The organism is Citrobacter sp. FDAARGOS_156 (genome assembly GCF_001559235.2).
GTDB classification, from domain to species: domain Bacteria; phylum Pseudomonadota; class Gammaproteobacteria; order Enterobacterales; family Enterobacteriaceae; genus Citrobacter; species Citrobacter youngae.
Window position 1 is genome coordinate 4475533 of record NZ_CP014030.2, and the last position, 17175, is coordinate 4492707.

The window sequence follows — 17175 nt, forward strand, 5'->3', positions numbered from 1 at the left end:
GGTTAACCCCGGCCCAGACGCATTTCACGTTCAGGCTCAGTCAGAGAAGCCAGGAAAGAGTCACGTTCAAAGACGCGGGTCATATACCCTTTCAGTTCTTTCGAACCTGCACCGTTGAATTCAATACCCAGCTGCGGTAAACGCCACAGCAGCGGCGCCAGGTAGCAATCGACCAGGCTGAACTCATCGCTCAGGAAATACGGTTTTTGACCAAAGACTGGGGCAATTGCCAGCAGCTCTTCACGCAGACGTTTACGTGCAACATCGGCTTCAGATGCGGAACCGTTCACGATGACGTTCATCAGCGTGTACCAGTCTTTTTCAATACGCTGCATGTACAGGCGGCTCTCACCACGCGCAACCGGGTAAACCGGCATCAGCGGAGGATGCGGGAAACGCTCATCCAGGTATTCCATAATGATGCGAGATTCCCACAGGGTCAGCTCACGATCCACCAGTGTCGGGACGCTCTGATTCGGGTTGAGGTCGATCAGATCCTGCGGTGGATTGTCCTTTTCCACGTGCTCAATCTCGAAACTAACACCTTTTTCAGCCAGCACGATGCGGACCTGATGGCTATAGATGTCAGTAGGACCAGAAAACAGCGTCATTACCGAACGTTTGTTGGCAGCGACAGCCATGAAAACCTCCAGGTATATTCAGAATTTTTACTGCTACCAGCCACTATGTGACCAGCCAGAAGTGATGTCACCCAGATTCGGGAAAGCCATTACTGTTCAAAATACAAACAAAAAATGAGCGATACCGGACATTTGGGCAGAAAATTGGATGATAGTTTACCAGATTTTGTGACCTTTGTGGTGAGTCGATTCTGGAAATGGGGAAAAAGAGGTGGCAATCAGCGAATTACCGTGGTTCTACGCGGAGAAAATAACCATAAAAAAACCCGCCGAAGCGGGTTTTTTCGCAAATTGTCGTCTGCCGGAGCAGAGTACAATTAACGTTTGGAGAACTGAGGACGACGACGTGCTTTACGCAGACCGACTTTCTTACGTTCAACCTGACGAGCATCACGGGTAACGAAGCCAGCTTTACGCAGTTCGCCACGCAGGGACTCGTCGTACTCCATCAGAGCGCGGGTGATACCGTGACGGATCGCACCAGCCTGACCAGAGATACCACCACCTTTAACAGTGATGTACAGATCCAGTTTCTCAACCATGTCGACCAGTTCCAGCGGCTGACGAACTACCATGCGGGCAGTTTCACGACCGAAGTACTGTTCCAGAGAACGTTGGTTGATTACGATTTTACCGCTACCCGGTTTGATGAAAACGCGAGCTGCGGAACTTTTGCGGCGACCAGTGCCGTAGTATTGATTTTCAGCCATTGCCTATAATCCCGATTAGATGTCAAGAACTTGCGGTTGCTGTGCCGCGTGGTTGTGCTCGTTGCCAGCGTAAACTTTCAGTTTACGGAACATAGCACGACCCAGCGGGCCTTTTGGCAGCATGCCTTTAACCGCGATTTCAAGCACACGCTCAGGACGGCGAGCAATCATCTCTTCAAAGGTCGCTTGTTTGATACCACCGATGTGGCCGGTGTGGTGATAGTACACTTTGTCAGTACGCTTGTTGCCGGTTACAGCAACTTTGTCAGCGTTCAGAACGATGATGTAATCACCGGTATCTACGTGCGGAGTGTATTCCGCTTTGTGCTTACCGCGCAGGCGCAGAGCCAGTTCGGAAGCCAGACGGCCCAGAGTTTTACCGGTCGCGTCAACAACATACCAGTCGCGTTTTACGGTTTCTGGTTTAGCTGTAAAAGTTTTCATTAAAAGCTTACCCAAATAAATAAGTTACACGTTGGTGAACACCCAAACGTTTTGTCAGTTGAGGTTCACACGACATTGTCCAGCAAACCTACCCCTTCGAATAGCCTATGCCGGCGCATAGAAAGTTTTGGGAAAAAAACTCTCTCGTAACGTGGGGTCGCAAGATTATAGAGAAGTCAGGGTCAAAGATCGACCCCTTTATGTGATTTGCGGCAGGTTTAACCAGCTAAATGTTCCCGCTTCAGATACTCCTCGCTTTGCATCTCCTGCAAACGCGACAAACAACGCTGGAATTCAAACTTCAGGCGCTCGCCCTGGTAGATTTCATATAAAGGCGCTGCGGCGCTGACCACCAGCTTAACGTGGCGTTCGTAGAACTCATCCACCAGCGCGATAAAGCGTCGTGCCTCACTCTCCATCAGCATCGTCATGACCGGTACATCAGACAGCAGCACCGTGTGGAACAGGCGCGACAAGGCGATGTAATCGTGCTGACTGCGAGCATCGACGCACAACGTAGTGAACGATACCGCCAGCGTCTGGTTCTCAACGGCCAGCGTCTGCATCGGGCGGTGGTTAATCTCCAGCGTCGGCGCGTGATCACCTTTCGCGCCCGCCAAGGCCAGCCAGAGCTTATCCATCTGCCGCTGCGTTTCATCATTAAGCGGGGACAGCCATAAGTGTGCCTGAGTTAACGTACGTAACCGATAGTCAACGCCGGCGTCCACGTTCATGATGTCGCAATACTGTTTAATGGCTTCGATAGCGGGAAGGAAGCGCGCACGTTGCAAACCGTTACGATACAGTTCATCTGGCGGAATATTGGAGGTCGCGACCAGCGTAATGCCACGGGCAAACAGCGCTTTCATCAGACCGCCGAGCAGCATGGCATCGGTGATGTCAGAAACAAAAAACTCGTCAAAGCACAGCACGTCCGTTTCGGCCTTAAAACGGTCGGCAATGATTTCCAGCGGATCGCTCTGCCCCTGCAGGGCGGTAAGCTCTTCATGGACGCGCAGCATAAAACGGTGAAAGTGCAAACGCTGTTTACGTCCGCCCGGCAGGCTATGGTAGAACAGATCCATCAGCCAGGTTTTTCCACGCCCTACGCCCCCCCACATATACAGACCACGCACCGGCGTGTTTTCCTTCGGCTCACGCTTACCCAGCAATTTACCAAAGCGGGCCATCAGTCCACTCTCCTGCGCCGCTGGAGGTGTAATCGTCGTGAGCTCCTGGTAAATCGTTTCCAGTCGATTCACCGCTTCTTGTTGTACGTTGTCGGGTTGATGGCTGCCGTCGTTAAGGGCCTGCAGGTATTGCGATGTCGGGGAAAGGCTTTGCATGATGTTATTGTTATTCCTTGAGAATCGATGTGCCGTCGCTCACGGTTGACGAAAAAAAGGCCGTTCTACATTACGTGATATAAACACGGGATTCCACTTCTACGGGATTAGCGGTTATAGTGGCATAATCAGGCGCAGGCATGGAGCCTAAAGCCAACACCCTACGGAAACAAAAGACAACGGGAGATGTTCATGACCTGGGAATATGCGCTAATTGGGTTAGTCGTCGGTATCATTATTGGTGCTGTAGCCATGCGTTTTGGTAATCGTAAATTACGCCAACAGCAGGCATTACAGTACGAACTGGAAAAGAACAAAGCTGAACTGGAAGAGTACCGCGAAGAGCTGGTGAGCCATTTCGCCCGCAGCGCTGAGCTACTGGATAACATGGCGGACGATTATCGTCAGATCTACCAGCATATGGCGAAAAGTTCCAGCAACCTGCTGCCGGGTATGTCAGCGGAAAATAACCCATTCCGCAATCGTCTGGCTGAGTCTGAAGCGGGTAACGATCAGGCACCGGTTCAGATGCCGCGTGACTATTCCGAAGGGGCTTCCGGCCTGCTGCGTAGTGGCGCAAAGCGCGACTAACTGCACATCGTTAAGAAATTTATGGGGCGCAGCAATTGCGCCCTCTGCTTCTCTTCCCGTCCCAGCTATTATTTAGTCGTTAGCCTCATTGTGACCAAACCGAAAATTCAATAACATCAAACTGTTTTGAATCATCTTCCGTTTACTCAAGGTACGAGAGCAGGATCCATGAAAAAACAAACCCAGCTGTTGAGTGCATTAGCGTTAAGTGTCGGGTTAACTCTCTCGGCGCCATTCCAGGCCGTTGCGTCGATTCCCGGTCAGGTCCCCGGACAGGCAGCGCTTCCCAGCCTCGCCCCGATGCTGGAAAAAGTGTTACCAGCCGTGGTTAGCGTGAGAGTCGAAGGTACCGCCACTCAGGGGCAGAAAGTCCCGGAAGAGTTCAAAAAGTTTTTTGGTGATGAACTGCCCGATCAACCTTCCCAACCTTTTGAAGGGTTAGGTTCCGGGGTCATTATTGACGCTGCCAAAGGCTATGTTCTGACCAACAACCACGTTATTAATCAGGCACAGAAAATTAGCGTTCAGCTGAACGATGGCCGCGAGTTCGACGCTAAGCTTATCGGCAGCGACGATCAGAGCGACATCGCTCTGCTGCAAATTCAACATCCCAGCAACCTGACGCAAATTGCCATTGCCGACTCCGACAAACTCCGCGTGGGTGATTTCGCGGTAGCCGTGGGTAACCCGTTTGGTTTGGGGCAAACTGCCACCTCCGGCATCGTATCGGCTTTGGGTCGTAGCGGGTTGAACCTGGAAGGTCTGGAAAACTTTATTCAGACCGATGCGTCTATTAACCGCGGTAACTCCGGCGGTGCGTTGCTCAACCTCAACGGTGAGCTGATTGGTATCAATACCGCCATTCTGGCGCCTGGCGGCGGCAGCATCGGGATCGGCTTTGCTATCCCCAGTAACATGGCGCGTACGCTGGCGCAGCAGTTAATGCAGTTTGGCGAAATCAAACGCGGCCTGCTGGGTATTAAAGGTACTGAAATGACCGCTGACATCGCTAAAGCATTCAAACTGGATGTACAACGTGGCGCGTTTGTCAGCGAAGTTCTGCCTAACTCAGGTTCCGCAAAAGCGGGCGTGAAATCCGGTGATGTTATTACCAGTCTTAACGGCAAACCGCTCAGTAGTTTCGCCGAACTGCGTTCACGTATTGCGACAACCGAACCGGGGACCAAAGTCAAACTGGGCCTGCTGCGTAACGGTAAACCACTGGAAGTTGAAGTGACGCTGGATACCAGTACATCATCTTCCGCCAGTGCGGAAATGATTGCACCGGCGTTGCAAGGGGCCACGCTCAGCGACGGGCAGCTAAAAGACGGTGCCAAAGGTATTCGAATTGATAACGTTGAAAAAAGTAGCCCAGCCGCACAGGCCGGCCTGCATAAAGATGACGTCATCATCGCCGTTAACCGCGATCGGGTGAACTCGATTGCCGAAATGCGTAAAGTGCTGGAAACGAAACCGTCAATCATTGCTCTGCAGGTCGTTCGTGGAAACGAGAGTATTTACCTGCTTTTGCGTTAACCTGGACAACCGGACATCAGCCCCCCGTGTGATGTCCGGTAAACTCGTGATATGCTGCTGCCGTTCCCTTTTTTAATGACGCCGCCATCATGTTTGTGAAGCTTTTACGTTCGGTCGCGATTGGTTTAATCGTCGGCGCCATTCTGCTGGCCGCGATGCCCTCTCTGCGCAAAATTAATACGCTTACCGCACCACAGTTCGACAGCACAGATGAAACACCTGCCAGCTATAACCCGGCAGTTCGCCGTGCTGCGCCTGCCGTGGTCAACGTGTACAACCGCAGTATGAACAGCACGACGCATAACCAGCTTGAGATCCGCACGCTCGGTTCAGGCGTGATCATGGATCAGCGCGGCTATATCATTACCAACAAGCACGTCATTAATGATGCCGACCAAATCATCGTCGCATTGCAGGATGGGCGTGTCTTTGAAGCGCTGCTTGTTGGCTCCGATACCTTAACCGACCTTGCGGTGCTGAAAATCAACGCAGCAGGCGGGTTGCCGACGATCCCGATTAATAACAAACGTGTACCGCATATTGGTGATGTCGTGCTTGCCATTGGTAACCCGTACAACCTTGGGCAAACCATCACTCAGGGGATCATCAGCGCCACGGGGCGTATTGGCCTGAACCCAACGGGCCGGCAAAACTTCCTGCAAACGGATGCCTCCATTAACCATGGTAACTCTGGCGGTGCGCTGGTTAACTCTCTGGGTGAGTTGATGGGGATTAACACACTGTCGTTTGATAAAAGCAATGATGGTGAAACGCCGGAAGGGATTGGCTTTGCCATTCCGTTTCAGTTGGCGACGAAAATCATGGATAAGCTGATCCGCGACGGGCGCGTTATTCGTGGCTACATCGGCATCAGCGGGCGTGAAATTGCACCGCTGCATGCACAAGGTAGCGGCATGGATCAAATTCAGGGGATTGTCGTGAACGAAGTGGCACCGGATGGCCCGGCGGCCCAGGCCGGAATTCAGGTCAACGACCTCATCATTTCGGTAAATAATAAACCGGCAGTATCAGCGCTGGAGACCATGGATCAGGTCGCTGAGATTCGCCCCGGTTCGGTTATCTCCGTGGTCGTGATGCGCGATGACAAGCAGTTGACGCTGCAGGTCACGATTCAGGAATATCCGGCGACGAACTAACGCGGATATAAAAAAACCGGAAATCATCCGGTTTTTTTTACATTTCGATAGGCTTGTAGGCCGGATAAGGTGTTTACACCGCATCCGGCATCTGTATGCCTGATGGCGACGCAAAACGTCTTATCAGGCCTACCGAAAAGAGTTATTTAACGAACTCTTCGCCCAGCGTGATATCTTTCTTCAGCGTGTCCAGCATGCCTTCCAGCGAGCTTTGTTCGAACGCGCTCAGTTTACCGATGGACTGACGTTCTTCTACGCCATTTTTGCCCAGCAGCAGCGGCTGAGAGAAGAAGCGAGCATACTGGCCATCGCCTTCAACGTAAGCACATTCCACCACACCTTTTTCGCCGCTCAGCGCGCGAACCAGTGACAGACCGAAACGTGCTGCAGCCTGACCCATAGACAGGGTTGCAGACCCGCCACCGGCTTTTGCTTCCACAACTTCAGTACCCGCGTTCTGGATACGTTTGGTCAGGTCGGCCGCTTCTTGTTCAGTGAAGCTTACACCAGGGATTTGTGACAGCAGCGGCAGAATGGTCACACCAGAGTGTCCACCGATAACCGGGACTTCAACGTCGCCAGGCTGCTTGCCTTTCAGTTCCGCCACAAAGGTGTTGGAGCGGATGATGTCCAGCGTAGTTACGCCAAACAGTTTGTTCTTATCGTATACGCCTGCTTTTTTCAGCACTTCAGCAGCAATAGCAACGGTCGTGTTCACTGGGTTAGTGATGATACCGATACACGCTTTCGGGCAAGTTGTAGCAACCTGCTGCACCAGATTCTTCACGATGCCAGCATTCACGTTAAACAGGTCAGAACGGTCCATACCTGGTTTACGTGCAACACCCGCAGAAATCAGCACCACGTCAGCACCTTCCAGTGCAGGGGTCGCATCTTCACCGCTGAAGCCTTTGATTTTCACAGCAGTAGGGATATGGCTCAAATCAACGGCCACACCAGGCGTTACTGGAGCGATGTCGTACAGGGAGAGTTCTGAACCTGAAGGCAGTTGGGTTTTTAACAGTAATGCTAGCGCCTGACCGATACCACCAGCAGCGCCGAGGACTGCAACTTTCATCCTAAACTCCTTATTATATTGATAAGCAAAATGTCTATTGCTCCGCGGCGGCGACCTTAATTCACAAATCCAACGAATTCAATAACCACGCGTCAAGAATGCGTAGTCACGCAAATTTGGCTTTTATGCATTTAACTTACGTAAAATAAAACCTAAGTTACGTAATTCAAAACCACTCGCACAGTAGAGCAACTTTCCAACAGGTGCTGACAATATACCCTACAGCCATCTCAAAACAACATCAATTTGATAACATTTAATTTACTTTTAATCTTATTTGCGAGCCGTGACACAGGCATGTTTCTTGATAACGAAATTTGATAAAATTCCGCTCTTTCATAACATTATTTCAGCCTTGAACGAGGCAGACCGTTTGCATAAAAATTCATCTGTATGCACAATAATGTTGTCTCTACCGCCATATTACGGGTGACTTATGCGAAGCTCGGCAAAACAAGAAGAATTAGTAAAGGCGTTTAAAGCGCTGCTTAAAGAAGAAAAATTCAGCTCTCAGGGCGAAATCGTCCTCGCGTTGCAGGATCAGGGCTTTGATAATATCAACCAGTCCAAGGTTTCACGCATGCTGACCAAGTTTGGTGCCGTGCGTACCCGCAATGCGAAAATGGAAATGGTGTACTGTCTGCCTGCAGAGCTGGGAGTCCCGACAACGTCAAGCCCGTTGAAAAATCTGGTGCTGGATATCGACTACAACGATGCCGTTGTCGTTATTCATACCAGCCCAGGCGCTGCGCAGCTAATTGCCCGCCTGCTGGATTCACTGGGTAAAGCAGAAGGTATTCTTGGAACGATTGCTGGTGACGATACCATCTTCACCACACCAGCCAAAGGTTTTACGGTCAAAGACCTGTACGAAGCCATTCTGGAACTGTTTGAACAAGAACTGTAATCCCCTTCCCCGTCACGCCCTGTGGCGGGGAAAAATCTCTCTTTTCTGCTCCCCTTCTCAACTTTCCACTACCGAACATTTAACAAATAGTGCGTTTCACCGCCAAAATACATTCACACAGTGAATGATCCCAATCAAAAACGCACAATTTGCAAAATATCATATCCTAATGAATTTATTGATTTTATTTTCAAAAATAAGTTCTAACCTGTATTTTTAATTCCATATAGTTATAAAAAATAATTTTTTTAACACTTGATTACCATGGAAACAATTAGCGTGGTATTAATTTATCGCGTGATTAGTGTATACTTGATTTTGTGATGAGGGTCACGAAACAAAGACCCCTAGTAAAAGAATTCGACGAGGTAAGTATCATGAAAATCAAAACCACTGTTGCAACTTTAAGCCTTCTCTCAGTTCTCTCTTTCGGTGCAAGCGCCGCTGTTAATCAGGTGAACTCGCAAGAAGCACAGAATCTGCAATCCATGGGTACCATCTCTGTATCTCAGATCGGTAGCTCACCAATGGATATGCGTCAGGCAATCGCCGCTAAAGCAGAAAAAGCGGGCGCCAGCAGCTATCGTGTCACTGAACTCCGTGAAGGTGCTCACTGGCATGCAACCGCAGAATTGTACAAATAAACCCTCGTCGTCTAGTCCGACGACTTGCCCCCGCCTGCCGGGGGCTTTTTTATACCTGTTTTGAGTGACGAACGTTAAAGCGTAACTGTCCTTCGAGCTCTTCTTCTGCTTCATCGAACAGTAAAATCAGCGCGCCATATCGCCTGCGTAGCTTATCCGGTAAATGAACAAATTCGATTTCCAGAGGTAAAGGCAAGATTTCCCCAACCACAACCTCCCACAAAGAATCTAAATCAACCACCTTTTCCCGGGCCAGACCGAATGTACGTGCAAACTCACGGTAGAAATCACTCTGATTTTCAATCTCGTCAAAATCAAACGTATAGATATTCATCTATAGCCACCATCCCGACGCCAGTTACTCCACAGACCACCGATATGCAGGGTCTTCCTCAACCTGTTTCCCCTATCCCGCCAGCAAAATTTTATATTCCTGCGGTCCAGGCATCGTTTACCACCCCCAGCTAAATACTCGTCTTAAGTATAGCCCTGCCTCAGTGTGCGTAATACGTCAGGAATGAACTGTTCATCGTTTAGACAAAGAGAGATACATCACATTTTTGTGCAATCCTATGACTGCGTTTCGGAAACAGTATGAAACAGGTTGGCCATAACTTTCTGAAAAATAATAGATCCGATATTTATCTGATTTTTTCAATATAAAAATCATATCAATAACCGCATTTATCATATTGGATTTGTAATTGAAGCCTCCACAAAATGCATGCAACTAAATAGTCTCTGGAGTCGATATGTCCATGTCTGTTGTCAACGATACCCCGTATGAAGCGGCTGAAATTCTGCGTTCTGCAAAACCCAATTTTCATCCACGTATCGCTCTGATACTTGGGTCAGGTCTGGGGGCTCTTGCCGATCGCATGGAAAATAAAACCACGCTTTCATATCAACAATTACCTGGGTTTCCGGTCAGCACTGTAATCGGCCATGCCGGGGAAGTGGTGATGGGAACGCTTTATGGTATCGACCTCATCTGCATGAAGGGACGTGGGCATTTTTATGAAGGGCTGGGAATGGGCATCATGACCCATGCCGTACGTACCTTTAAACTGTTGGGCTGCGAATTTTTATTCTGTACCAACGCCGCGGGTTCGCTGAACGTAGATATTCCTGCAGGTAGTCTGGTCGCCCTCAACGATCACATCAACACCATGCCATCTACCCCACTTGTCGGGCCGAACGATGAACGCTTTGGTCCTCGCTTCTTTAGCCTCGCTAACGCATACGATCGCGAACTGCGCCAGCAGCTTCACGGTGCCGCAGAGCAGTTGGGTATCACGCTTCATGAAGGGGTTTTTGTCTCTTATCCTGGACCTAATTTTGAGACGGCTGCGGAGATTCGCATGATGCAGCGTATGGGCGGCGATGTCGTCGGTATGTCGGTGGTACCGGAAGTGATAGCTGCACGCCACTGTGGCCTGAAAGTACTGGCCGTTTCAGCCATCACAAATATGGCTGAAGGTCTCAGTGATGTTGAGCTTTCCCATGAACAAACGCTGAAATGCGCTGCCATGGTAACCGAAGATTTTATTCGTTTGATCAGCCAGTTCCTCAAGCAGTACGCCTGATCGTGGTTCCGTAGACGGACAGGTCGCCCTGCTCCGTCTGGAGAAAAGTTATGCCAGACAATCAGTTTTCTCGCGCAAATCTCAATGCCGTTTCGTACCTGAGCTATTACTTTGTTGGCGCACTGGTGTCGACACTGGGGATTGTGCTTGGGCCACTTTGTGCCGCTTTTCATAAAGACCCCAGCTTTATCGGGCAGGTCTTTACTCTGATGAACATCGGAATGTTTGTGCCTATTATGCTTGGCGGCATTCTGATGAAAAAATGGGGGCTGAAAAAACCATTAGTTATTGCTGCAACGCTCACCGTGATTATCAGCGTAGTACTTTTTATCCAACCAACCTTAACGCTGTTTAGCGTTGCAGTGGCCGGAATTGGTGCCTGCGGGGGCGTGTTTATGACCATCGGCAGTTATCTGGTGGTCCGTATTAATCCCGATGAAAAGAGCCGCTCTTCCAGCCTGATTTTTACCGATTTCTTTTTCAGCTTTGCCGGAGCAACCCTTTCCTTACTGTTAGCCTGGATGTTTAAACTGGGTGCCAGTTGGATTGCGATGTATGGGATTATGGGCGGTCTGGGCGCGTTGATGTTGGCACTTACCCTGCGTTGTCGCTTCCCATCGACAGAGGCTGCGCAGCCGCAGCAACACGAGAAAACGGAAGAGTCAGAACCCTGGGGGATCTCTGTCTATTTGATCTGTTTTACTCTCTTTGCTTTCCTGCTGGCTGAACCCATTTTTACCATGTGGACACCGGGCTACCTGCAATCGCGTTTTACACTTCAGGCGCAGGATGCCGCGCTATTCACTACTGTGTATTGGGTGACGAAAGCCATTGGCCTGTTCCTGAATCAGTTCACCGTGAAATGGATGAAACTGCGCACTTTCCTGCTGATCTGCGCAAGCATTGGTCTGGTCTCTATTGCGCTAATTGCCAACAGCAACAATACCACGCTGATTCTGATAGCGTGCGGCGTGTTTGGTTTCTTTAACTCCGGTTTATTCTCCGGCCTGATGAGCTATGGTTCACTGCAGGTGAGTCGCAGTTCACCAACCTTGATCTCCGCCTTGTTGACGTGCGGCACAGTGGGCACGCTACTGTTTGCCAGCGTCTCCTCCATGGTAAACAGCCACTTTGGTCTGCAGGGGGCGGTGAATACGTCAACTGTCGCCTATTGTGTGTTACTGCTGACGCTGGTTATCGCTGTCACCTGCAGCCAGGCCGAGCGTCTCGCCCGCCCGCCATCCGCTGCGGTTTGACAAGCTTTGGGGAGGACGGCATGATGCCGTTTCTCTCCCTCTCTTACGCGTAACCAGCATGATTGATCTCCAGGCCAATAGCCGAATTCGTCTTCGAACATTGCGTTATTTTCAGGTTCTCGCTGACGAGCTGCACTTTGGCCGGGCCGCGGCCCGGTTAAACATCTCTCAACCGCCGTTGAGTATGCAGATTAAAGAACTGGAAGAGATCCTTGAAACGACGCTATTTGAACGTACCAGCCGTAAAGTGGTTCTCACGCGAGCCGGGCAGGTATTGAAAACGGAAGTCGATCGTATCCTGAGTACCACCGATCAATCCCTCAATTATGTGCGACAGATTGGCCGTAGCGAACATCAGCATTTCAACATTGGGATAGTCGGTAGCGCATTGTGGGGAACGCTGCTGACACGTCTAAAGGACTTTAAGAAGCAACAGCCGTACGTAAACTGGAGTTTGCAGGAGCTTTCCCAACATCAGCAAATTGAAGCCTTGCATGCCCGGACGATTGATATTGCGATTAGCCGGAACGTACTGCCCCAATCCGAGACGAATATTCGTAGCCAATTGATTTCCCGCGAAGCGGTTGCTCTCGCCGTACCTGAACACGATCCTCTCTGCCAACACCAAAGCGTCTCACTGGCGATGCTCGCTGAACGCCCCATCATTTCGCTTTCATTCAATCAAAGCAATTTCGCCCGTCAGGTACATGACCGCTGTGTTGAGGTAGGATTTTATCCTCTGATTACCCACCAGGTTAACGAACCGCAAACAGCGCTGGCGCTGGTTAGCGCAGGAATTGGTCTCTCTTTGCTGCCAGAAACCTGCGGATTGATCCACTGGCCAGGCGTTCGTTTCTTACCGTTGAATGACCCTATTCCAGCCGATCTTTATGCCTACTGGTTCGACGAACAGCTCTCCACATTAATGAACGCGTTTATCATGACATTACAGGGGCGGTAAAACTGAAACCGGAAGAGATATCCTCTTCCGGTTAGATGAGTTATGAATTGCTGGTCAGCGCATGCTGGTATTTGTGCAACATTCCCGTGAGTCGTTTCACTGGCTCCGTCACCTGAGGCGGGGCTTCCCAAAGCGTTAATTTTTCCTGGTAGATATCAAGCTCCTCCAGCAACTGACCAAAGTAGCGTCGGCGTTTGTCATCATTGACTGCAGAAATAACTTGATCGGCGGTACGGCGAAGCTGGCGATGAAACGCCGATAAATCGTCGTTTACCGGTACAGGCGCATCACGTAAACGCTGGTGAGCAATAATCATCGTCAGTGCCAGGCGGAACTTTGCCAGATCGCCGGGGAATTTGTTCATCAGTAAAAACAGCTGCTGATACAACGCCGGAAGGTGGTTTTCTTTACGGCGCACAACATTGGTGGTCATTGCGGAAACCGCTGCCGACACAAACTGGTTAAGCAACACACGACCTGTTCTGTCACGCGAGTTATCCCGCACCAACAGAATAACGATAAACGCCAATACGCAGCCAACAATCTGCCCCAGTGCACTGTCGAGGAACTGACTAAAGTGGAACGTCATCGGGTTATCAAGCACGATAATGTTAATGGTGCTCGCCAGCGCCCCCATTGAGCCCAGACGCCGCTTCTGCACCTCAATACCCAGAAAGAATCCCAGCACCGCCAGACTCAGACACAGCAACAACATGCTTTGCTGGGTATTGGGGATAATCACCAGAAAATAGAGCGCCCCCAACGGCAATGCTGCCAGCGTGCCATAGATAAAGTCGATGGCCACCATGCGGGGGTTAGGCAAACGCATGGCCAGCGAGGTGACGACTGCTATCATGACCATCGCGCCGCTACCTGATGTCCAGCCGGTCCACAACCAGAATAAGGTTCCCAGCACACAGGACAGCGTAGTACGCCAGAAGTTGACCAGCGCATGGTGATGTTCGGCGGATTCCACCTTCACCACCGGTTCGCCTTGCAGGATCTCTTCTTCAATAGCGCTAATTTTGGTATTGCTGACCACACCGCGTTTCAACAGCAGGTAGCGCGTCGCCGCGCCGGCCCAGCTATAGATCGTCACTGGCGTATCACGCTCACCGGTCCAGACAATCACGCGGCGCATCCGCTTCAATTGTTTATGTACGTCCTGCACCGTTTCAACCGGCGTATCAAACAACTCGCGGAAGGTATCTGTAATCAGTTCTGGTCGCGTATTCTGGATAAGATAGGTTTCGCAGGACTGCGTGATGAGTGTGAGCGACAGAGTATTCAATGCCTTGAGTCTACGATTGGCGCGCACCCAGCGTGAGGATTCCATGTTCAGGTTGCTGCGCATACCTTCAAGCGCCGCCGTACGACGAACTAAAGCGCCCCAGGCCTTGTCCACCTCTTCGCTATCGCCATGCTTTATACACAGTTGCATAAGCTGATATTGCGCCACCAGAAGACTGTCTAACTCGACATCTATCTCCTGTTTCACTGAACGGGGCGAAAAGAGCAGGTCGGCGATGATAGCGCAGACAATCCCCATCACAATCTCGCTGCAGCGTTCAAGCGCAAATTGTGGCGTCAGCAGAGGCTCCGCCTGAATGGTAATGACGATAATCAGAGCCGTGTAACCCGAAAGCCCCCAGGCATAGGAGTTTTCGATCTTTACCAGTGAAGAGATCCAGGTACAAAAACCGGCCCAGATACAACACACCAGGATCATCAATAGCGGGGCGCGGATCATGCTGATGATAATGATCAGTGCGGCAATACAGCCGATAAATGTCCCGACAATACGCAACATGCCGCGATAGCGGATAGCGCCTGAATAAGGTTCTCCGCCAGCGGCAAAGGCCGGGCCTGCCGCCACAATGGCTGCGGTCAGTACCGCCCAGCGTGGGGTCTCAAGCTGGAAGTGAAAGCCAACGAACAGCGCCAGTACAATCGCGCAGGCCAGTTTTACCGCAAAGCGGATATGCTGGTTGGCAATGGAGAAAATACCCATCGCGATTAACCAAACTCGCGCAGGCGATGCGCCATTTTACGGAAGAAAGATTCCTGGCTGGCATCGCGATCCTGCTTGCCGGTAATGACGACGGTCGCCGTCGTCCCGGCAGGCCACAAGGTTCCCTGCTGCTCATCAAGACGAATTCGCACCGGCACGCGCTGCGCCAGACGCACCCATTCAAGATTGGAATCAATGGTCGCCATACCCTTTGCGTCCCGCGTGCTGCTGGCATTCGTTACGCCAGCCGCCACGCTATCAACGGTGCCTTTCAGCACATTATTACTGCCAAGCGGGGTGATTTCAGCGCGATACCCTGGGCGAACGCCTTCCAGTTTGGTCTCTTCCATATACGCCAGTACATAGAATGAGTGCTGTTTTACCAGTGCCACCGCCGTGGAGCCGCGCGTAATAAATTCACCGCTATAGACGTTCAGGTTAGTCACCCATCCGTCTGCAGGCGCACGGATAACGGTACGTTCCAGATCTAATTTTGCCAGGTCGCGGGTCGCTTGTGCTTTCGCAAGCTGGTGTAATACGGTTTGCAGGACGTTGTTTGACTGGTCGATCTCTTCGCGAGACATAGCCTGCACGCCCAGTCGGTTACGACGACCGGCCTCCTGGCGTTTTTCCTGCGCCAGAACCTGATAATAAGCGACGTCAGCTTCGGCCTGCTCAAGGGCTTTCTTATAGCGTGGCTGGTCGATGGTGAACAGGATCTGATCCTTTTTCACCAGTTGGTTATCATGGATGTTAACGTTGGTAATAAGCCCCGCAACATCCGGCGCAATCGCGACGACATCGGCGCTGAAACGCGCATCACGCGTCCACGGCGACTCGGTGTAGAACACCCATGCGCGGAAAATAGCGATGAAGGCCAGAATGACCAGTATCACGGTAATGGCCGTGCGGGAGAGTTTTCTTGTTAGTGTTTTCACTTCAACCTCAAACGAACAGGCGCGTTATTAAATAGAACAGACAGCAATACAGCGCAGTGTTAAACAGAGCCGGATGCCAGACAAAATCATAGATGCCAGTCGGAACAAGCACCCGGCGCACCAGCCAGAAAATCGCCAGTGACAAAAGTAATTCGAAAAAAATCGGTGGGAAGGACAGACCAAACACCACGATAACGGGAAACAGACTCATGTTGACCTTGGTAACGTAAGAGAGTGCAGATGATAGATTTTCTAGCGTATGTCACCGCAGAGAAGGGCAAGGATGAGCCAGGCGAGAGCGACATAGCCGTTATTTGAATAATAATATATTAACGTAACTGTTATGCTGTTATCTATATTATGTGATCTAAATCACTTTTAAGCCAGAGTGAACAATGGAACGATTAAAACGTATGTCGGTGTTCGCCAAAGTTGTCGAACTGGGCTCCTTCACCGCCGCCGCAAGACAGCTACAAATGAGCGTTTCATCGATAAGCCAGACGGTCTCAAAACTGGAAGATGAGCTACAGGTCAAGCTGCTAAACCGCAGCACGCGTAGCATTGGGCTAACTGAAGCCGGTAAAATTTATTATCAGGGCTGCCGCCGGATGCTGCACGAAGCGCAGGATGTTCACGAGCAACTGTATGCTTTTAACAACACGCCCATCGGCACGCTGCGCATTGGTTGTTCTTCAACCATGGCACAAAATGTCCTCGCCGGACTGACCGCAAAAATGCTCAAAGAGTATCCTGGGCTGACGGTAAATCTGGTGACGGGAATACCGGCACCCGACCTGATTGCCGACGGTCTGGACGTGGTTATCCGCGTGGGTGCCCTGCAGGACTCCAGCCTTTTTTCGCGTCGTCTGGGGGCTATGCCGATGGTGGTCTGCGCGGCAAAAAGTTATCTCGCCCAGTTTGGTGTCCCGGAGAAACCCGCCGATCTCAGCAATCATTCGTGGCTGGAATACAGCGTTCGTCCGGATAATGAGTTCGAATTAATTGCCCCGGAGGGGATTTCTACCCGTCTGATCCCAGAGGGACGTTTTGTGACCAACGATCCGATGACATTGGTGCGCTGGCTGGCCGCAGGCGCGGGCATTGCCTATGTACCGCTGATGTGGGTGATCAATGAGATCAACCGCGGCGAAGTGGAGATCCTGCTCCCCCGCTACCAGTCAGATCCACGTCCGGTGTATGCGTTGTATACCGAAAAGGATAAGCTGCCGCTCAAGGTGCAGGTGGTGATTAACTATCTGACAGACTATTTCGTCGATGTGGCGCAGCTGTTTCAGGGAATGTACGGTCGGGGAAAAGAGAAATAAAAAGAGTCCAGGCCAGATAAGGCGTTGACGCCGCATCTGGCAAG

Annotated in this window: 18 protein-coding genes; 9 read left to right on the plus strand and 9 right to left on the minus strand. The window is 50.9% G+C overall.

What is annotated here, in order from left to right:
• Positions 1-2: 2 nt before the first annotated feature.
• The 4 genes from sspA to zapE form a co-directional block, all read right to left on the minus strand.
• On the minus strand, positions 3-641 hold the full coding sequence (sspA, locus tag AL515_RS22055; protein ID WP_048213444.1) for a stringent starvation protein SspA: 639 nt from the start codon (positions 639-641) through the stop codon (positions 3-5).
• 317 nt (positions 642-958) lie between these two features.
• Positions 959-1351 (minus strand): 30S ribosomal protein S9, encoded by a 393-nt coding sequence (rpsI, locus tag AL515_RS22065; protein WP_003025138.1) that lies wholly within the window; start codon positions 1349-1351, stop codon positions 959-961.
• Between the two features lie 15 nt (positions 1352-1366).
• Positions 1367-1795: a 50S ribosomal protein L13 gene (gene rplM, locus AL515_RS22070; RefSeq protein ID WP_003025141.1), complete on the minus strand. Its 429-nt coding sequence runs from the start codon at positions 1793-1795 to the stop codon at positions 1367-1369.
• A 218-nt stretch (positions 1796-2013) separates the two neighbouring features.
• Positions 2014-3141, minus strand: a complete 1128-nt coding sequence (zapE, locus tag AL515_RS22075; RefSeq protein WP_061068700.1) for a cell division protein ZapE — start codon at positions 3139-3141, stop codon at positions 2014-2016.
• A gap of 192 nt (positions 3142-3333) precedes the next feature.
• Between zapE and zapG the strand changes: the two genes are divergently transcribed.
• From zapG to degS, 3 genes are all read left to right on the plus strand, one after another.
• Positions 3334-3732, plus strand: coding sequence for a Z-ring associated protein ZapG (gene zapG / locus AL515_RS22080; protein WP_048213446.1), 399 nt, complete (start codon positions 3334-3336; stop codon positions 3730-3732).
• Between the two features lie 168 nt (positions 3733-3900).
• Complete coding sequence (degQ, locus tag AL515_RS22085; RefSeq protein ID WP_048213447.1) at positions 3901-5268, plus strand: serine endoprotease DegQ; 1368 nt, start codon at positions 3901-3903, stop codon at positions 5266-5268.
• Positions 5269-5357: 89 nt separating this feature from the next.
• Complete coding sequence (gene degS / locus AL515_RS22090; RefSeq protein WP_005121354.1) at positions 5358-6425, plus strand: outer membrane-stress sensor serine endopeptidase DegS; 1068 nt, start codon at positions 5358-5360, stop codon at positions 6423-6425.
• Positions 6426-6567: 142 nt separating this feature from the next.
• On the opposite strand, the gene mdh is transcribed toward degS, so the two are convergent.
• Complete coding sequence (mdh, locus tag AL515_RS22095; protein ID WP_040234161.1) at positions 6568-7503, minus strand: malate dehydrogenase; 936 nt, start codon at positions 7501-7503, stop codon at positions 6568-6570.
• Positions 7504-7939: 436 nt separating this feature from the next.
• Here mdh and argR point away from each other — a divergent pair, with 436 nt between their 5' ends.
• Together argR and yhcN are read left to right on the plus strand one after the other, a co-directional pair.
• Complete coding sequence (gene argR, locus AL515_RS22105; RefSeq protein ID WP_003025162.1) at positions 7940-8410, plus strand: transcriptional regulator ArgR; 471 nt, start codon at positions 7940-7942, stop codon at positions 8408-8410.
• 377 nt (positions 8411-8787) lie between these two features.
• Positions 8788-9054, plus strand: coding sequence for a peroxide/acid stress response protein YhcN (yhcN, locus tag AL515_RS22110; protein ID WP_005121357.1), 267 nt, complete (start codon positions 8788-8790; stop codon positions 9052-9054).
• Positions 9055-9103: 49 nt separating this feature from the next.
• On the opposite strand, the gene AL515_RS22115 is transcribed toward yhcN, so the two are convergent.
• A complete protein-coding gene (locus AL515_RS22115) occupies positions 9104-9388 on the minus strand; it encodes a barstar family protein (protein WP_048213449.1) in 285 nt (94 codons plus the stop codon).
• A 418-nt stretch (positions 9389-9806) separates the two neighbouring features.
• Here AL515_RS22115 and xapA point away from each other — a divergent pair, with 418 nt between their 5' ends.
• Genes xapA through AL515_RS22130 form a run of 3 tightly spaced genes read left to right on the plus strand, consistent with a single transcriptional unit; the run spans position 9807 to position 12857 of the window.
• A complete protein-coding gene (xapA, locus tag AL515_RS22120; RefSeq protein ID WP_048213450.1) occupies positions 9807-10640 on the plus strand; it encodes a xanthosine phosphorylase in 834 nt (277 codons plus the stop codon).
• A 50-nt stretch (positions 10641-10690) separates the two neighbouring features.
• Positions 10691-11896, plus strand: coding sequence for an MFS transporter TsgA (gene tsgA / locus AL515_RS22125; protein WP_061068701.1), 1206 nt, complete (start codon positions 10691-10693; stop codon positions 11894-11896).
• A 58-nt stretch (positions 11897-11954) separates the two neighbouring features.
• A complete protein-coding gene (locus AL515_RS22130; RefSeq protein ID WP_061068702.1) occupies positions 11955-12857 on the plus strand; it encodes a LysR family transcriptional regulator in 903 nt (300 codons plus the stop codon).
• Positions 12858-12897: 40 nt separating this feature from the next.
• Here the strand turns inward: AL515_RS22130 and aaeB are convergent, their stop codons facing one another.
• The 3 genes from aaeB to aaeX are packed head-to-tail and all read right to left on the minus strand — an operon-like array spanning position 12898 to position 16017.
• Positions 12898-14868, minus strand: coding sequence for a p-hydroxybenzoic acid efflux pump subunit AaeB (gene aaeB, locus AL515_RS22135; protein WP_048213453.1), 1971 nt, complete (start codon positions 14866-14868; stop codon positions 12898-12900).
• A 5-nt stretch (positions 14869-14873) separates the two neighbouring features.
• Positions 14874-15806 (minus strand): p-hydroxybenzoic acid efflux pump subunit AaeA, encoded by a 933-nt coding sequence (aaeA, locus tag AL515_RS22140; protein ID WP_003025174.1) that lies wholly within the window; start codon positions 15804-15806, stop codon positions 14874-14876.
• A 7-nt stretch (positions 15807-15813) separates the two neighbouring features.
• Positions 15814-16017, minus strand: coding sequence for a p-hydroxybenzoic acid efflux pump operon protein AaeX (gene aaeX, locus AL515_RS22145; RefSeq protein ID WP_003025177.1), 204 nt, complete (start codon positions 16015-16017; stop codon positions 15814-15816).
• A 184-nt stretch (positions 16018-16201) separates the two neighbouring features.
• On the opposite strand from aaeX, the gene aaeR reads away from it, so the two are divergent.
• Positions 16202-17131, plus strand: coding sequence for an HTH-type transcriptional activator AaeR (aaeR, locus tag AL515_RS22150; protein ID WP_038634351.1), 930 nt, complete (start codon positions 16202-16204; stop codon positions 17129-17131).
• Positions 17132-17175: the final 44 nt, after the last annotated feature.